This window comes from Clostridium kluyveri, from assembly GCF_001902295.1.
GTDB classification, from domain to species: domain Bacteria; phylum Bacillota; class Clostridia; order Clostridiales; family Clostridiaceae; genus Clostridium_B; species Clostridium_B kluyveri_B.
Genome location: NZ_CP018335.1, coordinates 1,390,270 through 1,412,901, shown reverse-complemented (window position 1 = coordinate 1,412,901; position 22,632 = coordinate 1,390,270). Strand labels below are relative to the sequence as shown.

Genomic DNA, 22,632 nt, shown 5'->3' with positions numbered 1-22,632 from the left:
TTACCAAAATATTATTGAAAAGAGGGGCTTTTATGAAAAAAGAATGGAAAAATTTTAACACAGGAAATTGGACAGAAAATATTGACGTAAGAAATTTCATACAAAAAAATTACACTCCTTACACTGGAGATGAGAGTTTTTTAACCTCCCCTACAGAAAAAACTAAAAAAGTATGGAAAAAATCTGAAGAACTTATTTTAGAAGAAATTAAAAAAGGTGGAGTGTTGGATGTAGATACAAATACTGTATCTGGAATCGATAATTTTAAGCCTGGTTATATAGACAAGGACAATGAAGTTATTGTGGGACTGCAGACAGATGCACCACTTAAAAGAATAGTAAATCCTTTTGGCGGAATAAAGATGGCTAAAGATGCCCTTACGGATTATGGATACAAAATTGATGAAAATATGAACAATATATTTACAAAATACAGAAAAACCCACAACGAAGGTGTATTTGATGCATACACAGAGGAAATAAGAGCTGCAAGACATGTAGGTCTTATAACAGGACTTCCAGATGCCTATGGAAGAGGAAGAATAATAGGAGATTTTAGAAGAGTTGCACTCTATGGAATAGATTATTTAATTGAAGAAAAGAAAAAAGATTTAAAGACCCTTAAAGGCCCTGATATGCTGGAGGACATACTAAGACAGAGAGAAGAAGTATCAGAGCAGATAAAAGCTCTTTATAAGATTAAAAATATGGCTGCAAGTTATGGAATAGACATATCAAATCCAGCTGAAAATGCAAAGGAAGCCGTGCAATTTACTTATCTTGGCTATCTTGCAGGCATAAAAGAAAATAATGGAGCAGCAATGTCTCTTGGAAGGGTTTCTACATTTCTGGATATATATATTGAAAGGGATTTAAAAGAAGGGACTTTAACTGAACAAGAAGCCCAGGAACTTATAGATCAATTTGTAATAAAATTAAGACTTGAAAGGCATTTGAGAACCCCAGACTATAATGAACTATTTGCAGGAGACCCTAACTGGGTAACTGAATGCATAGGCGGTATGTCCATAGATGGAAGGACACTGGTTACTAAAAACTCCTATAGATTCTTAAATACCCTTACAAACTTAGGACCTGCTCCTGAACCAAATATAACAATACTATGGTCACAAAATCTGCCTGAACCTTTTAAAAAATACTGCAGCAGAATGTCTATTGAAACAGATGCACTGCAGTATGAAAATGATGATCTTATGAAACCTGTATATGGAGATGACTATGGCATAGCCTGCTGTGTATCTGCCATGGCTCTAGGAAAAGAAATGCAATTTTTCGGTGCCAGATGCAATATTGCAAAATCCCTTTTATATGCCATAAACCAGGGCTCAGATGAAAAAACTTCTGAAAAAATAGTACCCCATATAGAAAAAATGGAAGATGAAATTCTCGATTATGAAAAAGTGAAGAAAAATTATTTTAAAGTACTTGAATATGTTGCAAAATTATATGTAAATGCCCTCAATACAATTCACTACATGCACGATAAATATGCCTATGAAGCAGGACTTATGGCCCTTCACGATACCAAGGTTCACAGATTCCTTGCCTGCGGTATAGCTGGTCTTTCAGTGGCAGCGGACTCACTAAGTGCTATAAAATATGGAAAAGTTACCGCAATTAGAAACCAGAAAGGCACAGCAGTGGCTTTTAAAACAGAAGGTGATTTTCCAAAGTACGGTAATGATGATGATAGAGTAGATGATATAGCTGTTGAAATTGTAAATAAATTCATAAGTGAACTTAGAAAAACTGAAACCTATAGAAATGCAGAGCATACCCTCTCTGTACTTACCATAACTTCAAATGTAATGTATGGTAAAAAGACAGGAGCCACACCAGATGGAAGAAAATCAGGAGAACCTTTTGCCCCAGGTGCAAACCCAATGCACGGGAGAGACAAAGAAGGTGCTCTGGCATCTTTAAATTCAGTGGCTAAAATACCTTATCGCTCTGTGTGTCAGGATGGTGTTTCAAATACCTTTTCCATTGTACCAGATGCCCTGGGAAAAGATTTAAATACAAGAACAAATAACCTGGCCTCCATTTTGGATGGATATTTCTCAAAGGGAGCACATCATTTAAATGTAAATGTGATGCACCGTAAAACCCTGTTAGATGCTGTAGAAAATCCTGAAAAATATCCAACTTTGACTATACGTGTTTCAGGATATGCAGTTCATTTTATAAAACTTACAAGACAGCAGCAGGAAGAAGTAATCAAAAGAACTTTCCACCAAAGAGTTTAAAGGTGATTTTATGGGGAAAATTCATTCCATAGAAACTATGGGGCTTGTGGACGGTCCCGGAATAAGAGTAGTTGTATTTTTTCAAGGGTGCAGATTAAGATGTGCCTTCTGCCATAATCCAGATACCTGGATTATGGATGAGGGTATGGAGATAACAGCTAGCAATCTGGTAAAAAAAATATCAAAATTCAAGGTGTATTTTGAAAAATCCGGTGGAGGCGTTACCTGCTCTGGAGGAGAACCACTTATGCAGCCTGAATTCCTACTTGAATTTTTAAAATTATGCAGAGAAAACAATATAAATACAGCTTTAGATACTTCAGGTTTCGGAAAGGGAAACTATGAAGAAATTTTAAAATATACAGATCTTGTAATCCTTGATATAAAGCATGTAGATAAAGAAGGCTATAAAAATTTAACCGGAAGTTCCATAGAAGAATTCTATAGCTTTTCACAGGCTGTTAATAGTTCAAATTGCAGGTTATGGTTAAGACACGTAATGGTGCCCGGAATTACAGATAATTATGAAGCTATGAACAAATTATTGAATATAATCCGCAGTCATATACCCTTAGACAAAATAGACAATTTTGAAATTCTTCCATACCATATACTGGGAATAAATAAATATGATAAGTTAAAAATACCTTATAAACTAAATAATGTCAGCACCATGGATGTAGAACAGGCAAAAATATTTGAAAATTATATTATTAAAAAGTTAAGGATTAAGAATTAAAGGTTAAGAGGTAAGGAGAGTTTTTCTTCACTTTGTTTCGAAAAACTTTAAAAATAAATCCCATTAAAGCATAACTTTAATGGGATTTGTTGGATTTTATAAAGTTTCACTGAAGAAAATCATGCTTAACTCTTCACTATTAACCCTTAACTATTAATTTTTAAAGTCTTCTATTCTTATAACATTATCTATTGTAATTACTGATTTTAAATTCATAAGCTCCTCAATTGCACTACTTACATCTGCTTCACTGGTCTTGTGGGTAAATAACACTATTGTTACTTGACCTTTAGAGTTTTCTTCCCCTTTTTGTATTACAGAACGGAGACTTACGTTGTATTTTCCTAAAATTGTTGTTATCTCTCCAAGCACTCCCGGTTGATCTATTACAGTAATTCTGATATAAAATTTACTATAGCTTTCACTGATATTTTGTATTTCCCTGTGCCATAAGTCATTCTGTGCTATATGACTGTAATTTGCCACATCTACATTGCTCCTCAATATGGCAACAATATCACTTACCACAGCACTGCCCGTTGGAAGACTTCCAGCTCCCCTTCCGTAAAACATCAGATCTCCTACTGCATTTCCCTTTATAAATATGGCGTTAAAGGAATCATACACATTTGCAAGAGGATGATCTTTCGGGATCATTGTAGGCTGTACTTTAAGCTCAAGCTTTCCCTTACTCTCTTTTGCAATGGCAAGCAGCTTGATTACCATATCAAATTTTTTGGCATATTTCATGTCTATGGATTCGATCTTTGTAATACCCTCTCTATATACATTATTTACATCCACCTTTGTTCCAAATGCCAGGGATGAAAGTATGGCAAGCTTATACTGGGCATCAAATCCCTCAATATCGGAGGTAGGATCAGCTTCAGCATATCCCATATCCTGGGCCTGCTTTAGAGCCACATCAAAATTCAGCCTTTCAAGCTGCATTTTGCTTAAGATATAATTCGTGGTACCATTTACTATTCCATAAAATTCTTCGATTTTATTGGCAGTCAAACTCTCTTCTATTCCCTTTATTATAGGAATACCTCCTGCCACACTGGCCTCATAGTTAAATACCACACCTTTATCATGGGCTTTTTCAAAAAGCTCATCTCCCTCGGTTGCAATAAGCATTTTATTTGCAGTTACTATATGTTTATTTCTATCCATGCACTTTAACATATATTCTTTGGCAGGTTCTATTCCACCCATAACTTCAATTACAATTTTAATTGAATCATCTTCCAATATATCATTAAAATCTGTAGTTATAATTTCCTCTGGAACTTCCACATCTCTTTTTTTATCTTTATTTCTCACAAGAATTTTTGCCACTTCCACGTCATAGCCGGATCTTTTCATTATCTCTTTTTTATTAGAATCTAATATCATCCAGACTCCGGTTCCCACATTTCCAAGCCCCATTAACGCTATTTTCACCTTTTTCATAATTGCATTCTCCTTCCTGTATTTAATATCTATATTTACAAAACATTTTATACTCCTTTTAAAAATCACTTGATTGAAGTATTTCCATTTGCTTCATTAATTAGCAGTATACCAAATAAGTCAGGATTATTATAGCATATTTCCAACTTATTAGCCATATAAAAACATATAAATGACAAGTTAAGATTAACCTTGTCACTTATATGCCTTTTTTGCTCTATTTACAATAGTTTTTCTTTTCTCGCTTATTATAACATTTAATCTGCCAAAGTTATATCCGTGCTGATATTATTTTTAGTGGCACTTACATCCAGTGCGGAAGTACCCAGCAAATTCTGTTTATTATCATATAGATAGACTTTTACTGTGTCTTGGGCAGCAAATAAAAATACCGATTTACCTATATCACATAAGTTATTACTGCCTTCTATCTTATATTTTGATACACCAGGTAAATTTGTAGCAGATATAGTTATTGTCTTTGCTATATCAACAATTGGAGAAACCTCCACATTTGCCGAAATAGTATAGCCATTATTCTCTTTAGAAGTTACATTAAAATACAATACAACAGACTTTGGCAGATTTTCTTGTTTTTTAGATTTAGAACTTTTATCTATGACTAATTTATAATTATGGGACAATTTATATCCTCCAGAAGGCGGATTAATTTCTACTGAATTTTCATCCTCTCCCTGAGAAGCACTTAAATTAGAAATACTTCCATCTGTAAGATCTTCAATTCTAATATTATTATTCAAAGAATCAATATCTGCCGGAGATGTAAATTCTACCGTCCAGATTTTATTCACATTACTTATAACCTTGGTTCCCATATTTTTAAAATCTTCTTCTGCTGAAATACTAAAAGTATTATAAGAAACACATAAGATTACTACCAGGGTTAAAGTCAAAGCAACTTTCTTCATAATTCTTTTCAAAACTTTCCTCTCCCTTGAACAGTACTTACTACTGTAATTTTAAACTTATATTGTTCTTGGTGGTGGAAACATCCATATCAGCTGTTCCAAGTACATTTCCACTAGAATCACATATATAGACTTTCACAGTATCTTCTGATATCAATGAAGCCATGGTCTCCCCTATATCAAATAACTTATTGTTCTCATCAATCTTATACTTTGATGCACCAGGCAAATTTGTAGAAGTTACAGTTATCTGTTTAAATACACTGATAATCGGTGACACAGTAATATCTGCAGATAGAGTATACTCATTATCCTCCTTTGAGGCAACTATGAAATTAAGTGTAGTAGTTTTAGATAATGGAGTTCCACTTTCCAGTTTTATATTCTTATTTACAGTGATTAGATAATTATGGCCTACTGTATACCCTTCAGAAGGTGCTTTTACTATAACAACAGATCTATTGTCTCCCTGTACAGGACTTATTGGAACATTATTCCCTGTGGTGACATCCCTAATTTCTACGTTGCCAGCTACAGAGTCAAACTCTATAGGATTATTAAAAGTTATTGTCCACGTTTTATTTACATCAGTTATTGTTCTGGTTCCAAGATTTACAGTGTCACTGTCCTCTGCTAAAACAGCCCCTTTGCTGAGACATAAAAACATAAATAGGGTTAATGCTATTAAACTGTATTTTTTCATCCTTTTTATCAATTTAGCTCCTCCTTTCAACACCTGAGAAGTGGATATGTTATTTTGTTTAAAGGAGGAAGATGTTTACTTCCTCCTATTTTTTATTGTAATAATCCTTATAGATTATTACTGTAAAATATTAAATTTAAACAGTTAAAACATCCCAAGATGATCCAGATTCATTCCAAGTAGCTGTAAATGACTTAGTGTTTCCTGCATTATCTGTTATAGTAAATATTACTGTTTGACCATCGCTTGCTACAATTCCATTTATGGTACAAGTATTTCCTCCTGATACAGAAGAAGCCACTTTTGTTCCTGATGCCGTACCACCACTAGTTACTGCAACTGAAGCCCAGTCAGTTTCAGTACCTCCTGCCTTTAACACCAATGAACTTGATGTTGATGAACCGTCAGTTGTTGGCAGAGTGATTGTTTTATCAACAATATATACAAATGGTGTTGAAGTATTAATTATACTTCCGTCATCTGTAGCTTTAACTGTCAGTGTATGTGAACTTACTGATAGAGCACTAGTAGTAATTGTTATTGTGGTACTTCCTACTGCTACTGTTCCACTTCCTACATCATTACTGCCATCATAAACAGTTACCGTATTCCCTGCTGATACACCTTTGACCACTACATCTGGAGTTTCATCATTTAAAGTTGCTGGTGATGTTGTTTTGCCTGCTACTGAAAATATTACTGGTAATGGTGCATTAGTAAGAGTGAAATTAGATTTGGCTGTTGATAATGCATTTAAATTAGCATTTGTTCCATTTGCTACACTTAAAACATAAATATCATAAGCTGTTCCATTTGCAATAACCGCTCCATCAGTATCCTTAGCTGTTGCACTTAATGTTGTTGTTATATTTCCTCCTGTCTTTCCAACAGTAGTATAGTTTGCTGATGATACAGCATTTGCATCTGCCAAATTAAATGTTTTTCCATGTTTTACTACAAATATCCTATAAGATCCCACCTTTGTTGATTCATCTGATGCTGCATTAAACTTAACTTGTAAATCACTACCTTTATTATCATTTCCAATGTCAGCAGCTTCCACATTAGTTACAGCTGCTGGAGCACTATTAAAGTTTATAGTAACTGGTGTTGTTTGAATATCTGCACTAGTTCCACCTGTTGTTGGTGATATTGCTGATTCATCTATAGTAAATACTAAATTACTTATACTGTCTGTCTTTTCACTTGAACTTGCAGTACCTTCAATAACTATTCCAATATGGGTATCATCCAATTTTACTGCCTTATAAGTTAACCCTGTTGGCAAAGCTCCAGTAGTTACTGTTACCTTAGCTGTTATAATATCATTTACAGCTCCATTTACCGTTCCATTCTGTATTTCCACTGCTATAGTATCTGTTGGGGTTCCTGACACGGTTCCCTTTACAGCACCAGTATTATCCACTTCATTGAATACTGTTGGAGAAATTGATTTTACACTTGGTGACAGGGTCAGTGCATATTGAGTTCTATTACTTTCTTGCTTTCCGCTGTCAGTTCTTGTAACATAAATGCTAGTTTCATTAGCCGGTATTCCTCCTGCTATAGTCACTGATACAGAACCTGATACACTATAATTAGTGGCTGAACCTAACAAACTTCCTGAAGAACTATACACCTTGATTGTAGAACCATATGATATATTGTTTACTTTCACAGTATTGTTATCTGGAACTGAAATATCACCTAAAGCTACAGGATCTGAAACACTAGCTGTATTATCCACATAGAAATTATAAGCTTTATGGTCTTTTTTACCATTTACAACATTTACGGTATTTAAATCCAATTGATAAGTACCTTTTAAAGTTATAGCTCCACTTGTAACTGCAGCACTGCCAGGTTCTGTGGGATTTATAATATCGCCATTCGTATCTAAAAGCTGTGTTACATATCCATCACGTATAAGTGTTGGTATGGTTAAACTTTCCCCTTTGGTTGTATCCTCAGTTATTGTAATTCCGGCTGTTATGCCAGCACTATATGTGCCATTATCAGTTATTCCATCAATCTTAGGTAAAACTGGAATTCTAGTAGTATCTACTATAAAATACTTAACTGTATCTGTAGTGGCTTTGTTGTCATCTGCCTTAGATGTTACTGTTAATTTGTAATATCCATCCTGAGTAACAGGGGTATTAGGTGCAAAAGAAACTTTGGCTGCGCTATTCCAATCTTTGACCTTTATATTAGTATTTAAGTCTACTTGTGACAAATTCCTGCTAGGCTCCAATTCAAGTCTTTGAATTACCGCTGTACTTGAAGTACTTGGATAATCAGTCCATCTAGGTGTAGCATTATAGTAAGTTAAGGCATCTGTAGTTGGATTTACTGATACCCAATTACTCGTTGCATCCTTTTTCATTGTTCCTGGATTCTCCACCATACTTATGTCTACAGTCTGTGGTTTTCCAGCAGTAACGGCAAAACTTATAGTTGTTTGAGATTGTCCTTTTAGACCTGATGGAGTTTCTTTAACAGCGGTTACTACAAGCTTGTAGTTCTTTCCAGTTCCTGTTATATCTGTTGTTTTAATAATACTATCAGCGGTTGTTGCTGTTTTATCAGCATTTAGTTTTATTAAATCACTACTATAATTATTACCTGTAACATTTGTGATACTGGTATTAGTAGTATTATCCGTTAAATTATAAAGTACTGCTGTATAAGTGATCTTCCCATTACTATCATCTACATTAGCTGGCCAAACTACAGTTAAATCACTTCCAATTGAATAAGTTCCTCCATCTGTAATTCCTGTAACCACTGGTGCCGGGAATAATCCATATGTGGCAATATCACTTTGGAGATAAGGTCCTTTTGCCTTTTTCCTTACAGAAACTTGAAGAGATCTCGTCATTGATACAGGAGTACTTATGGCTGAACAAGCAGTCCAATCAGATGGGTTTTGACTAGTAACACTATCATATGCATAACTGTATTCCATATCTACAGTAGTTCCCAAAATTCTGCTGTTAGTTAAATCTACTGATACACCATCTAACTTAGGCTTTCCTACTTCTACAGCCGCAGATGGAGCACTGTCATTTCCATTAGTTGCAACTATTCTTAATTGCTTTAAGTCAGTCATAATACTTAGTGCTGGCACTGATATACTTCCATCAGAAGTTGCTTGTCCGTTATTAGCTACAGTTACTTGTGCACTGGAATCTGGAACATCTGGCAAGCTTCCAGTATTAGGATCAACTATTTCTAAAAATACCTTGTAATTCATTCCTGATTTCAATCCTGTAATTTTTCCATTTGCAGCATCTACAGAAAAATTCACTGGAACTTCCGGTCCATACATGTAAGCTGATTTTTCTCCTTCTGATTTATTTGTCCTGGTTACAGTAATATACAAGTAGTCTCCATTGGGATTCAGATTCAACCCACTTACAACAGCTGTACCATTAGCTCCAGCAGTAGTTGTCTTAACTGGTTTGGTATCTGTGTAACTTGTATATATACTTATAACGTCCCCTTGACTCAGTTTTGTTACCGTAACTGTATCTTTGCTTCCAACTCCATTTACAACTGTAACATTGTTTATATCTATAATTCCAGAGTCTAAAATTACACTAAGAGAAACTTTATTTCCATAGCCTAAAATTGTTCCTGTAAAAGTATATACTCCCTTTGAAGGCTTTGGTATGGTCTTGTCCCAGTTCACCACAAGTTGTGCTGTTGAATTATCACTCATTGTAGCAGCCACCCTGTCTGGAAAGTTAATTTTATTTATATCATCTGTTCTAATAGTATCTATAGTTCCCAGTTTACTTATCTTTAAAGTTGACTTAGGTTTTGTCACTGCCGTCCCCTTTACTGTACCATCAGAGTCCTTAGGGACATAATACAATTTTCCACTTTTAGTGTAATAAATATAATCTCCAATTATATTTACATACTCAACTGAATCATCCACAACTTTATAGCCATTTCCTGACTTCTTGTCTAATTTATATAATTTTCCCCCATCCACATAGCTTTTATAGTAAATATTATTGTCATCTTCGGCACATATGACAGTCAGTACATCATTTACCGCCTTTAATGTACTGCTGTTTCCTTTGCCTGTAGGAACATTTGTAACAGCTGTCACACCATTTGGATTTGAATAATAGGAACCGCTGGATGCATATAATAATCCATTTTTTCCAGTATAGAATACGGAACTGTCTCCCAAGACATTTAAAAATTGCACAGAAACATCACTAACTGTGGATTTCGTACTGTTGGTGAGAAGATATTTATACAATTTATTATCATCTAAAGTATTTACATAGTATAAGAAATTATTACTTCCAGCACTTAACATACTAGCTGAATCACTACAAAGCTGCCTTCTTCCCTGGGAATCTATTACATATATTCTAGCCCTGTCACTGTGATTGATATAATAAATTTTCCCTGACAATATGTTTAAACAGGAAGCCATATCATCAGCTACTTTTTGTTTCTGAGTACCATCTGTCCTTACTTTATAAATCTTTGAACCATCAGTATAGTTAATATAATATACCCAGTCTCCCAATAAATTTATATACCCTACCTTATCGTCACTTATAGGTGAATTATCTGCCCCTGATACACTTTTTTTATAAAGTTTATTTTTATCAGCAGTATTAACATAATACATCCATTCATTATCTGAGTCTACAACAGAAAAACCTGTATTTACCAAGTTAACAGAAGAATTTCCATTTCCTGTTGGAGTTTGTTGACTGCCATCATAATGTAAAGATACAGGTACATCAATGGTACCGCTGTCACCACCAAGAGATACTCCCATTACTGACCCGCTGGCTATATCTTTTTGCTTTGTATCATATATAGTTAATTTAGGTGTACTAGTTAAAGCTGTTCCTATATAAGTATTAACTTGAGTCAAAGGAACCGTAGAACTAGTATCTATACTAAAGTAAGCAGCATCCTGCAATCCTAAAACTTGAGTTACTTTTACAGTATAGGCATATAAGGTTTGACTTCCAACTGTAATCTTTTTATAAGTTATATTTATTACAGCGGATAAATCTCCTACACTTATTCCATTTGGATCAAACTCATTGTTGGAATCAGCTACTAATTTTTGAACAGTTCCACTTGAGGTGTAATAATTTAATGTATTTCCAACTCTGTTTACTATTTGTGAATCATCAAGAGTAGACCCTGTAAATATATCTTTAGTTACATTATTACTATCAACATAAAAAATAGAACCTAAATTATTCATTACCTCATCATTTATTTTTGAGATATTGCTGGTCAAGTAACTTATATCATAAACATTGTTACCAACTACTATAGCATTGGCGGGCAGCTTTGCTTCTACTACTGCACCAAGTCCTAGTACTATGGATGCAGTTATGACCAGCATTTTAGTTTTCTTCATTAAATAACCTCCCTTTATATAATTTACAGAAAAGGGCAAATCTTTGCCCCTTCCTAATTGCCTAATCAGTCACTGTTATTGTAATCCTAACAGGATTATTACCATAATGACTTATAGTTGCATTTACATAATAAATATTAGCTTTAGTTGGATCTATAGTAGGTGGATTCCATAAAAGAACATGCACTTTCTTTGATGTCCTGTTGCCATCTTTTCCAATTATAGCTGCACTTATTAAATCTGACAAATCCGACATATTTACACCATTTGGATAATCTGCTCTGCTTATGGTTATTTCTGAGTTAAGAGAAATAATCTTTGGCATTATTCCTATAGTTGCTTTTACTTTAACATTGCCCTTGATAACACCATATAAAGTAAACTCTGCAACTCTGCATCCATCTACATAATCGTCATCTTTAAATTGAGAACTTATACTAACAGCTTCTGTCCAAGTAACCGCCACTTGTTTTCCTGTGGAAGGATCAGCTACTGTAGTTGGATAATTTTCCCCTTGCATTATAGCATCCAACTCCCCTAAATCTTTTGAATCATCTGGGTTATCAGGATTATCTGGATAGTCTGGATCATTTGGATCAGTTCCTCCTTCTCCTGTAACTATAAGCATAAGTCCTACTTTTTTGCTGTATCCACTTACAGTTCCTTCATAGGTATATACTCCAGTATCATACTTCTTCTCATTTCCCCAGGTTACAGCTACATCCTCAGTAGAGCCATCACTCATTACAGCTTCTACCGTAGTTGGGCGAGTATAATCAGACTTTTTAGCTACAGTTGCCTTTATATTTGCAATGCTCTTTATGGTTTTTGTAGAACCTGCAGTAATTGTCAAAGTAAGCTTAACCTTTTTACTGTACTTGTCCACTGTACCGTTAAATATATAAACTCCCGGCTTGTTTCCAGATTGCGTTCCATAATCCCAGTTTACAGCCACCTCGTCAGTAGTACCGTCTGTCATCTGGGCAGTGACAGTAGTTGGCAATTTATAACTTGCTTTACTACTTGCAGTTTCAGTTAAATTGTCAATTTTATAGGGAAGTGGTTTTACCGTAAGAGTAGTATATACAGTCTTGTCACTGCCGCTTAAAGTTCCCGTAAAAGTATAAATACCAGGTTTTGTGGTGTTTATATTGGTTAAATTCCATTCCACGGGAACTTCCTTTTTAGTACCGTCTGTGGCAGTTACCACTACAGTTGACCTTGGAGTGTATTTTTCATCCTGCCATATGGTATCTGTAAAATTATTTGTGCTTCCTATATTCAAAGGTAAATTTTTAGCAGTGGTTTCTAAATCATAACTTATGGAACCTGATCCACCTAATACTTTTAAGTTGTTTACTATATGTGTTTTAAGGAAAGTTGAAGTAGACTCATCCAGGGGACTGTCCACAAATAATACCGGTGATGAAGTTTTAGGTGCCAGAGCTGATGCCCCAAGAGAATCAGGGAAATCCTTAGCAGAGGCTATGTAAAGGGTACTTGTATCTATTTCCCCTGCAAAGGCTTCTATAACACTTACATTTTTATTGTAGGCATTGCCTGTACCTATTCTTTTCACATTGGAAAGACTGCTTATAGCCTCATCACTTATGGTATTTGCATCTCCTACTACATACACCTGATCCATTTTGGAGGTATTATTTAAATATTTTTTAACATCCGCTGGCATATACGCTCCATCTGTCAATATTATAGGTATTTCTTTTAAGGCAGCTATTGAAGCTATGGTCATCCCATCTCTAAAATCATTTCCATTTACAAGAACTACTTCCTTAGGCTTGCCTACTTTTTTAGCTACTGCCAGGGCTGTTTCATATCTGTCATCTCCTGAAAGTCTTGTAACTTTTACACCTTTAGACTTTAGTGAGTCCTCTACACTTTGAGACACTACACCTTTTCCTCCCACTATAAAAACATTTTTTACATTTAATCTGCTTATTTCAGAGGATGTATAGGCATTCAATGTATCTGCCCCGGTCAAAAGTATAGGTGCATCATATTTTGCTGCAAGTGGAGCCGCTGCAAGGGCATCGGGATAATTTTCTCCATTTACTATTACAGCATAATCCGCAGTATCCCACCCCGCATCACAGACCTTGGCTGCTGTTTCATATCTATTTATGCCGCTGTACCTCTCAACTTCTGGTGCTGCATATACTTTTGCAGTTCCTAGAGCACCTGAAATTGCCAGAGATGTGACAAACAAAGCTATTTTTTTACTTTTAAGTACGTGCTTATGTTTTAAATTATACATAAATATGTAGGTTCCTCCTTCCTTTAATTTTGTTCCAACACTGAATTTACAGCATTGAAAAAATTTCTGTATCTATCATACATATTTATCTTCTCTTCTGCAAAATCTTTATTTTTTTGTTTTTCCTCCAGCATATTTTGGAGACTGTCAATGGTGTTGGTGCTGCTGTAACCGGAACCCTGAAGTCCAATTAATTGAATTTGAGCTTTTATATTTTGTATGTCACTTGTACACCTATCTACCAAAGTTCTATAATAATCATATCTATAATCTGAATATTTATAATTAATTTTATTAATTATTTTTTCCATGTCTTTTGCATTATAAGATGAAGAAAGCTGATTTTCCAAATTTGCCACTTCTGAATTCATGGCATCCTTTTTGGTAATATCCGATATTTCATTTTCAACACTGGTTAAATCATCATTTACATTTTTAAGCTCCAAAGAAGACATTCCTCCTGAAGCTATTTCCTGCTGGAGCCAGTCCATATCCTGTTTAATACCTTTAAGGGTATCACTATAGGCTCCTGTATCATAAGGACGATAGAGTACTCTGAACCTCAGCTTGTCATAGTCACCATATTCATAAACATTTTCAAAATCACTTATCTGACCTTTTATTAACCCATCTATGGTGGAATCTTTGGAATATGTAACATCTCCACTTATAGAACTTATATCAAAATCCCTGTAATAAAGTGAATTTTCATAAGAAAGTATTGGGGTATAGTCGAGTATTGGATTGTCCTCTAAATATAATGTATTTAAATTTTTAAGTCCCTTTAAATAAGTTAAATCATCAATTCTGTTATTGCTTAAATTTAGGTATTTCAGCTTGGTCAGGTACTGCAGTGGCTCTAAATCATCTCCATCTATGCTGCTATTGCTGCTTAAGTCTAGATAAGTTAAATCCGTTAATTCTTCTAGAGGATCCAGATTACTTACACTTGTATCACTTAAATTCAAGGTGGTCAGGGTTTCAAGCTCTTTTAAATTGGTGAGACTTGCCACATTTGTACCTTTTAAATTCAATGAAGTAAGCCTTATTAAATATTCCAGTTCATCCAAGTCGGAACTGTCTATAGAATTTTTATAACTGTAACTCCCACTTACATTAGAATTGCTTAAATCCAAAAAAGCCAGATGGGTCATATTTTTAAACACACTGTCACTTGTTTTATCATAATCCGAATCATCATCATCTTTGGTATTTTCTCTTGAATGGCTGAGATCACTTATATTATTATCGCTTAAATTCAATTGTTCTAAACTTGTAAGGTTGGACAAATATGAAACGTCCGATATTTTATTATGGCTTAAATTAAGATCCTTAATATCATACAGCTTCAAAAGAGGTTTTACATCTTTTATCTGGTTATAACTTAAATCCAGACTCTTTAAATTCACACAACTTTCAAGTCCACTTATATCTGTTATACCTTCATTGCTTAAATTTAAAGATGTAATATCCTTTAAATCCGAATAAGCGAGAGTTCCAGTAGGTTTTCCAACCTTATCCCTTATAAGTTTTTCCAGTTTGGAATCCTGAAAAGTAGTGATAGATGAATCTCCCGTACTTGTATTTTTATCCCCAATTATATATCCAAAGATCTCCCTTACCCTGGAGTTTGGCAGTACCCCCTCTCCCCCTAAAACTGTAATATATTCAGGGTTAGTACTGTCGTTATTATAATTAGGTATTTTAGTTAAAATAAGATCTTTTATAAGGCTTGAATTTGATGTACCTGAAAGTATGACAGGTGCTCTATTTTTAGCTGCTTCTGCTGCTCCTGACAGTGCATCTGCAAACCCATCTCCCGAGGCCACAAATATATTATTTAAACTGAACAAATCATATTTGGTTGAATAATCAGTTTTTGTATAGTCATCGTCATCATCGTCATCGTAATCCACATCTGTTCCAGTAGATTTTTCAAGAAATCTGGCTATTACATTTATATTTCTCTCATACTTATCACTACCTGTTATTCTCTCCACATATCCAAATTGTTCATTAGTGACATCATCTTTAAAGGTGTTTTCAAATTCTCTTGCTACATTATCACTTACTACGCTGTTGTCACCTACCACAAAAACTTTTATATTCCTGAATTCCCCTTCATTGCTGCTGTTTGTGGTCTGCCCTTTTTGTTTATTACTATAATCTGAATTTATTACAGTATTTAATTCTTGTATGTAACTTTTAGTGCCATCTGGCATAATATTTTTAGGTACCAGAAGCACCGGAACTCCCATTGCCCCAGCTGCAGAACCTATGGATATGGCATCTGCATAATCCTCTCCCGAAGCTACTGTAAGTGTGTCTACTTTTCCAAATTTTTGGGCAATTTTCACGGAAGTGTCATATCTGTCCACCCCTCCTATTCTCTCTGTTTGTATATCAAGAGAATTTAACTGATTTAAAATGGTATCACTTATAGAAGCTGTTCCCCCTATTATAAATACTTTTCCCACTTTAAGACTTTTAAGTTCTTCAACTATAGAAGAATCTATATAGGTTCTGTGGGTTAAAAGTATTGGTGCATCGTATTTTTTTGCCAGTGGTACAGAACTTAAGGCATCTGGATAATCTTCACCGCAGGCTAAAACAGCATAATAGGACGAATCCCATCCATCCTGCGCTACTTTCAAGGAAGTTATATATCTATCTTCTCCTGCCAACCTCTTCCGGGTAGGATAGGCAGCATTTACTTTATAACACAAAGTAGAACTGATTACAGAGGCTAATATTAAAGTTAGTATTTGTTTTCTTTTCCTAATCAATGTTTTCCTCCAAAATTTTTTATTAATATTTAATCCATGCATTAAGACTTAAATCCTATGGGGATTCAGCCACATAGGATTGTTAATTTAAGGAATCCAAAAATTTAATACCTTATTAAAATTAAGACATAAATCAAATACTCAAATACTTACATTATTTAATTATCGTAGAACATACTGGCATACTTTACAGCTATGTTTTAATTCAGCTGTGCTTTAAGCCTTTTTACTGCAGGCTCATAATTGCCGCATTTTTTATAATATCCCAGAGCATTTTCTCTAAATCCCAGTACATCATATATAACGCCTATATTATAATAGGAAATATAGTTGTTTACCCCTTCTACCCTGGCACAAGAAAATTCAGTACATTTTAAAAAGCTCTCTACAGCCTGGGTAAACCTGGCATTATTCATATATATTAATCCCATAAGAAAATGAAAATCAGCACAATTTGAGTAAACTTCAACACAATTTTCAAGTATAAGTGCCTCTTGGTACTTTCCGCTGTTAATCAAAGCATATCCATAAGTCTCAACTAAATCTTCCACATACTCCAAACCAAAATCCAGTGAAAAAGATAATGCCTTTTCAAAGTACATCACTGCATTTTTATAATTTTTTAACATATAATAAGATTTACCCAGTTGAAAATAAAGATATGGATCTTCTAAGTTATCTTTCACCGCCATTTTTAATAAATCTATATTTCTTTTAATTTTTCCTGTCTTATTTAATGCTTCCCGGGTATAGCCTACATGTTCTGCTGTTATATCTACCATTTCAGTTTTATAGGGTTTTCCATCCAAAGCCGCAATCTGTTCATGAATTATACCTTCATAATTAAAATAGTTTTTATTGAAAAGTCTATTTATTCTTTCTGTATATTTATTGTTTCCATGAGAATCTTCCATAAAGTTTACTCTCTTGATCCTGCCCACCTTATTTCTATTTGAAGGCTCTTTTATGAATTCCCGTACACTTCTGCTTGAAAAATCCACAATAAATTCATCTGCATCAAGAACCAGCACCCAGTCATTGGATGCCTTTTCTATAGAATAATTTCTGGCCTTTGAAAAATCATTACACCATTTAAAATCATAGATTTTATCTGTAAATTCTAAAGCTATATCTTTTGTATTATCTGTAGACCCGGTATCTACTATAATTATTTCATCTACAAAAGAAGCTGCCCCAATAAGACAATTCTTCAGGGTATTTTCTTCATTTTTTACTATCATACACAAAGTTAACATATGTTCTACCTCGGAAATATTCATTAAAAGTTCAGTTTATTAATTCATATATTTTTTTATACTACCTATTTCTTCCCATTCAAGTCCTGTTATCCTTATGACCGTCAATAAATCCATTCCCATTTTTATAAGATTTTCTGCTTCTTTTATACAGGTTATCTCCATCTCTTCCTCATCTTCGCTTGTTATATCATCAAACATTCTTTCCAGATTATATATCATACATCCTCCTAATTATCTTTTAACTATATTTTCTAACTTAATTATATCAAATACATTTAAATTTTAGTAACAATATTTTTATCTTAATAAACTGATTGATTTACCATATATTGTTTCCGCCACAAAATTGTGATATAATTATTCTAAAATTTAGCAATATGATAATATTTAAAAACTTTAATAAAAAGGGGAGAGCTTATTGATTTATTTTTTTATTGGATTAATATTAGGTATCTTCTTGTCTTTTGTAGCATTTTTACATAGACATAATAAAGATAAAGTATTAATTCAGAAATTTTTAAATAACTTATTAAATGACAATTATTACTTTACAATAGATGAAAAAGACAAATCCTCCTATTTAACTTTAATTGATTCTCTCAGGAAAAAATTACTTAAGACCAACTTTAAATTTCAGGTGCTATTTACTAAAATTTATTCTGTATCACATAATCTATCTTCAACAATTGAGTATACCTCCTCATCTACAGAATTACTCTATGAGGAAGCTAATACTCTGTCAGAAACAAATAACATAAGCTCTTATAAGGTAAATGACACCCTCAATATTATAAGAGAAATATCCTCTTTATTTGAAAACATAAAAGATACTTCTAAAAATATTTCTATAACTTCTGATGAATCTCAACAAATTATTATGAAGGGCTTAAAAGATATCCTGGGCATAGTCAGTTCAATCCAGGAAATAAAGTCATCTACAGATAAAACAATGAAGAATATTAAAGAATTAAAACAAATTTCAATTGAAATATCTTCTATATTAAATACAGTTAATGATATAGCATCCCAGACCCATATGTTATCTTTAAATGCTTCTATTGAAGCCGCACGTGCAGGCGAATATGGCAAAGGATTCAGTGTAGTTGCAAAGGAAATATCAAGTCTTGCAGAAAACAGCAAAAATTCTGTTTTGGAAATATCAAAACTCATTGAAAAAATTGAAAAACAAATTGAAATAGTTATAGAAACCTCTATTCCCAATGAAAAGAATGTGGAAAAAAGTGTTGCCTACTCACAAAATATAGAAAATATTTTAAATGAAATAAAAATGTCAGTGGCAGCTATTGTAAACTCTGTAAATGAAATAATCAATGTTACAGACAAAGAATATGAATCTATAAAAAATATGAATTCTAAATGTAATGAAGTACAGGAAAGCTTTGAGGTAATAAGTTCAAATGTAGAAAACATGTATAGTTCTGTTAAAACTCAAAATGAAAGTATAAAGGAATTAAAAGAAATGCAAAAATTCTTAATTGATACCTCTTCATCTTTAGATTCTTTTTGTGAAAAAATTGAAAAAGACATAGCTAAATTAAACACAGATAAAGTAAAGATAATGTGCAGTGAAATAATTACTCTAATAAAAAAAGATTTATTATCTGAGTATAAGCTCTCTTCCCTGGATGAAAGCATCCATAAAAAATTGCTATGTGAATTTTCGGACAAGCACTCTTATATAGAAGCAATTTGGACAAATGATAATATGGGTAAATTTATTTATTCAAATCCACCAAATGGAATAGCAAATGCCAATGTACGTAAATGGTTTGAAGAAAGCATAAAGGGAAAGGAATATATTTCAGATGTGTATATATCTGCTATTACCGCAAACCCTTGCGTTACTGTATCTATACCTATTGTAGATTCAAACAATATTATAACAGGTGTTATAGGTATTGATTTAAAAATAGATGTATGATTACAGCACACAAATAATATATGCTATAGACCTTCTACTTCTCGAGAACTTGAGTTTTCATACATATTGATGTTATAATAGAAAACATTAGCAAGTTTTTAAGACTTAATAATCATTTTAAGGAGGAATAACATTGAATAAAAAAACCCTATGTGTTATTATGACGCTGGCACTAATTATAATACCCTGTGGTAACATCAATGCCGCATCAAATTCCACATCTGAGGAACTAACTCAAACTCAAAATGACAAAAGTCAATTACAATCGAAAATAGATAGTTTAAATACACAAATTGACAAAGTTATTAATGACATTTCAAATAATAAAGATGCTATGAATAAAATTGCTGAAAATATAAAAAATACCCAAGCTAAATTGGAGGACGCAAAAAACAATTCTGAAATTCAGAACGACTTATTTAAAAATAGGGTAAAAGCCATGTACATAAATGGTAATGATGCATATCTTGAAGTACTTTTATCCTCAGAAAGTTTAAGTGATTTTATCTCTAGAATAGATACCATAACTAGAGTAATACAATTTGATAATAAAATTATTGCTAAGCTGAAACAAAATGAACAAGCTATAGAAAATCAGAAACAAGCCTTATATTATGAAAATAGTAAATTACAAGCCTTAAGAGCAAATAATGAAGTTACTCTATCTAAATTGAATGATGATATAAAAGAGCAAAAAGAATTGCTGGCTAAAACTAATGAAAAAGAACAACAGTTAAAGGAACAACAATTGGAAGAATCCAAGACCCTGTATGTCCAGACTTCTCTGGCCTACAGCAGCAGTGATTTCGATAGACAAACCCTATCCCGTGGAGGAATGCCTTCTTCATTTTCCCAAGTATTAAATGTAGTTGCAACGGCATATAGCGGTGATGGTATTACAGCGTCCGGTGCTCCAACTAAAAGAAATCCAAATGGTTATAGTACTATAGCTGTAGATCCTAGAGTTATTCCTTTAGGCTCTAGAGTTTATGTGGAAGGATACGGCTATGCTATTGCAGAAGATATAGGTGGAGCCATTAAAGGTAATAGAATAGATATTTTTGTAACCTCAGAAGCCGAGGCACAGAGCTGGGGAAGAAGATCTGTAAATGTATATATATTAAATTAACTATATTAACCTCCTGAAAATGGAGGTTATTTTTTTATACTGCTGTAATGCTATATTTTAAGAAATTTTATACAATACTTAAATATACTATCCTATTCAAAGTAAAATAATGGATTGTTAAACTTAAATTATTGTATTATACTTAGCACTATATGAGTAATAGACCAATGCTTGACAGTTTTAGTACATTATATTCATATAAGGAGGTTAAATAAATTGTTTAAAAAGATATCTTATATAGGTTCTTTACTTCTAATTTTTTTTATTTGCACTAATACCTGTGTGGTACAAGCTTCTCAAACTGCAGATAATTACTACGACACAATAAACAATATATCTTATTCAGATCCCTATACTGCACTAGATTTGCTTTCAAAAGCCCACAGTATTTATCCAAATGATGAAAGATTTATAAATGGTTTAAATGAAAAGGCGGAACTTATACTAAATTGGAGCAGGGGAACTAATCTGAAAGGAAACTACGCAGATGCCTGTCAGGGCTATACTACCATAATAAACACCCAGGGAGTATCTGAATATATAAAGGATAAGGCAAATATACTAAATTTAATTGCAAAACAAAAAGATATTTCTATTAAAGATGTGTTAAATCAACCAGAAGACTTCAACTTAATAGAACAATATCAGAAATATTATATGGATTCTGGATATCAATATCAAAGCATAGGATACTATGATACCTTTGACAACTATCTATCTATAGAAAATGCAGTAAGTTACACAGATGACACCATAATAAAATTTGACGTAAAGGGAATACCTATGGTAAATTACAGCGGAAGTTATTATTATAATCCTGTCACCATAGATCAATATGCACTATCTTATTATAATATATATCTAAATTCTAAAAAAATGAATAAAGAAAATCTATATATGAAACAGGAATTTTTAAATGCTGCAGACTGGCTTATAGATAATATGGACAGCACCGGTGCTATTAGATATGATTTTAATTATAAACATTACTTAGATGATAATGAATTCCAGCCTGGCTGGGTATCTGCAATGGCTCAAGGACAAGCCCTTAGTGTATTTTCTAGAGCCTACCACCTTACAGGAAACAAAAAATATATTTCTGCGGGAAATTTAGCTCTTAATTTTTTGACTACCAAAACCTCTCAAGGGGGCCCTATGGACAATTTGAGTTTTTTGGGAAATCAAATGGCTGACTATATATTTTTTCAATTGTATGTAACAGATCCGCCTTCATATACTTTAAATGGACATATGTTTACTTTAATAGGCTTATATGACTGGTCAAATATTCCCAATAATAAAGATTATAGTGATAAAGCATCTGCATACTTTAAAAAAGGTCTGCTTACATTAAAGTACATACTTCCCTATTATGATATAGGAGGTTTTGTATGTTATGACTTGGGATACTTAACCAGGCCAGGTACACCTCCCACAGTTAATTTTGATTACTATGGAATTCATTTAACTTTGCTAGATGCACTCAATATTATAACAGGTGACAATGATTTTAAATATTATAGGAATCTTTGGACTTCCTATATACAAAAATATTAGTAGTAAAAGCTTAGCTTAAATTCAAGCTGAGCTTTTAGTCCATAATTTAAGATAAATTTAAGATATGTAAATATTATATAAAATTTGTTACTAATTCTTGAAATCTTATCTCTATAAATATATAATTTAATCTGTATATTATATATTTATAAAATATTTAATGGCTAAATATTTTATT

13 protein-coding genes are annotated in these 22,632 nt (G+C 33.1%); 5 read left to right on the top strand and 8 right to left on the bottom strand.

Going from position 1 to position 22,632, the window contains the following annotated elements:
- Window positions 1-32: 32 nt before the first annotated feature.
- Window positions 33-2,267, top strand: a complete 2,235-nt coding sequence (gene pflB / locus BS101_RS06905; RefSeq protein ID WP_073538155.1) for a formate C-acetyltransferase — start codon at window positions 33-35, stop codon at window positions 2,265-2,267.
- A 10-nt stretch (window positions 2,268-2,277) separates the two neighbouring features.
- Window positions 2,278-3,006: a pyruvate formate-lyase-activating protein gene (pflA, locus tag BS101_RS06900; protein WP_073538154.1), complete on the top strand. Its 729-nt coding sequence runs from the start codon at window positions 2,278-2,280 to the stop codon at window positions 3,004-3,006.
- 153 nt (window positions 3,007-3,159) lie between these two features.
- On the opposite strand, the gene BS101_RS06895 is transcribed toward pflA, so the two are convergent.
- From BS101_RS06895 to BS101_RS06860, 8 genes are all read right to left on the bottom strand, one after another.
- Window positions 3,160-4,461, bottom strand: a complete 1,302-nt coding sequence (locus BS101_RS06895; protein ID WP_073538153.1) for a homoserine dehydrogenase — start codon at window positions 4,459-4,461, stop codon at window positions 3,160-3,162.
- Between the two features lie 257 nt (window positions 4,462-4,718).
- Window positions 4,719-5,402, bottom strand: a complete 684-nt coding sequence (locus BS101_RS06890) for a hydrolase (protein ID WP_073538152.1) — start codon at window positions 5,400-5,402, stop codon at window positions 4,719-4,721.
- Window positions 5,403-5,430: 28 nt separating this feature from the next.
- A complete protein-coding gene (locus tag BS101_RS06885; protein WP_083585665.1) occupies window positions 5,431-6,105 on the bottom strand; it encodes an Ig-like domain-containing protein in 675 nt (224 codons plus the stop codon).
- A gap of 124 nt (window positions 6,106-6,229) precedes the next feature.
- A complete protein-coding gene (locus BS101_RS06880) occupies window positions 6,230-11,506 on the bottom strand; it encodes a DUF5050 domain-containing protein (protein ID WP_242951418.1) in 5,277 nt (1,758 codons plus the stop codon).
- Window positions 11,507-11,567: 61 nt separating this feature from the next.
- The gene (locus BS101_RS06875) at window positions 11,568-13,781 is read right to left on the bottom strand and encodes a cell wall-binding repeat-containing protein (RefSeq protein ID WP_073538150.1); all 2,214 of its coding nucleotides are present in this window, start codon (window positions 13,779-13,781) and stop codon (window positions 11,568-11,570) included.
- A gap of 23 nt (window positions 13,782-13,804) precedes the next feature.
- Window positions 13,805-16,567 (bottom strand): cell wall-binding repeat-containing protein, encoded by a 2,763-nt coding sequence (locus BS101_RS06870; protein WP_073538149.1) that lies wholly within the window; start codon window positions 16,565-16,567, stop codon window positions 13,805-13,807.
- Between the two features lie 200 nt (window positions 16,568-16,767).
- A complete protein-coding gene (locus BS101_RS06865) occupies window positions 16,768-17,823 on the bottom strand; it encodes a glycosyltransferase (protein ID WP_198039602.1) in 1,056 nt (351 codons plus the stop codon).
- A 39-nt stretch (window positions 17,824-17,862) separates the two neighbouring features.
- Entirely contained in the window at window positions 17,863-18,045 is a 183-nt protein-coding gene (locus BS101_RS06860) for a hypothetical protein (protein WP_073538147.1), read from the bottom strand.
- Between the two features lie 199 nt (window positions 18,046-18,244).
- Between BS101_RS06860 and BS101_RS06855 the strand changes: the two genes are divergently transcribed.
- From BS101_RS06855 to BS101_RS06845, 3 genes are all read left to right on the top strand, one after another.
- Window positions 18,245-19,768 (top strand): methyl-accepting chemotaxis protein, encoded by a 1,524-nt coding sequence (locus BS101_RS06855; protein ID WP_073538146.1) that lies wholly within the window; start codon window positions 18,245-18,247, stop codon window positions 19,766-19,768.
- 133 nt (window positions 19,769-19,901) lie between these two features.
- Entirely contained in the window at window positions 19,902-20,897 is a 996-nt protein-coding gene (locus BS101_RS06850; protein ID WP_073538145.1) for a 3D domain-containing protein, read from the top strand.
- Between the two features lie 216 nt (window positions 20,898-21,113).
- Entirely contained in the window at window positions 21,114-22,454 is a 1,341-nt protein-coding gene (locus BS101_RS06845; protein ID WP_073538144.1) for a D-glucuronyl C5-epimerase family protein, read from the top strand.
- Window positions 22,455-22,632: the final 178 nt, after the last annotated feature.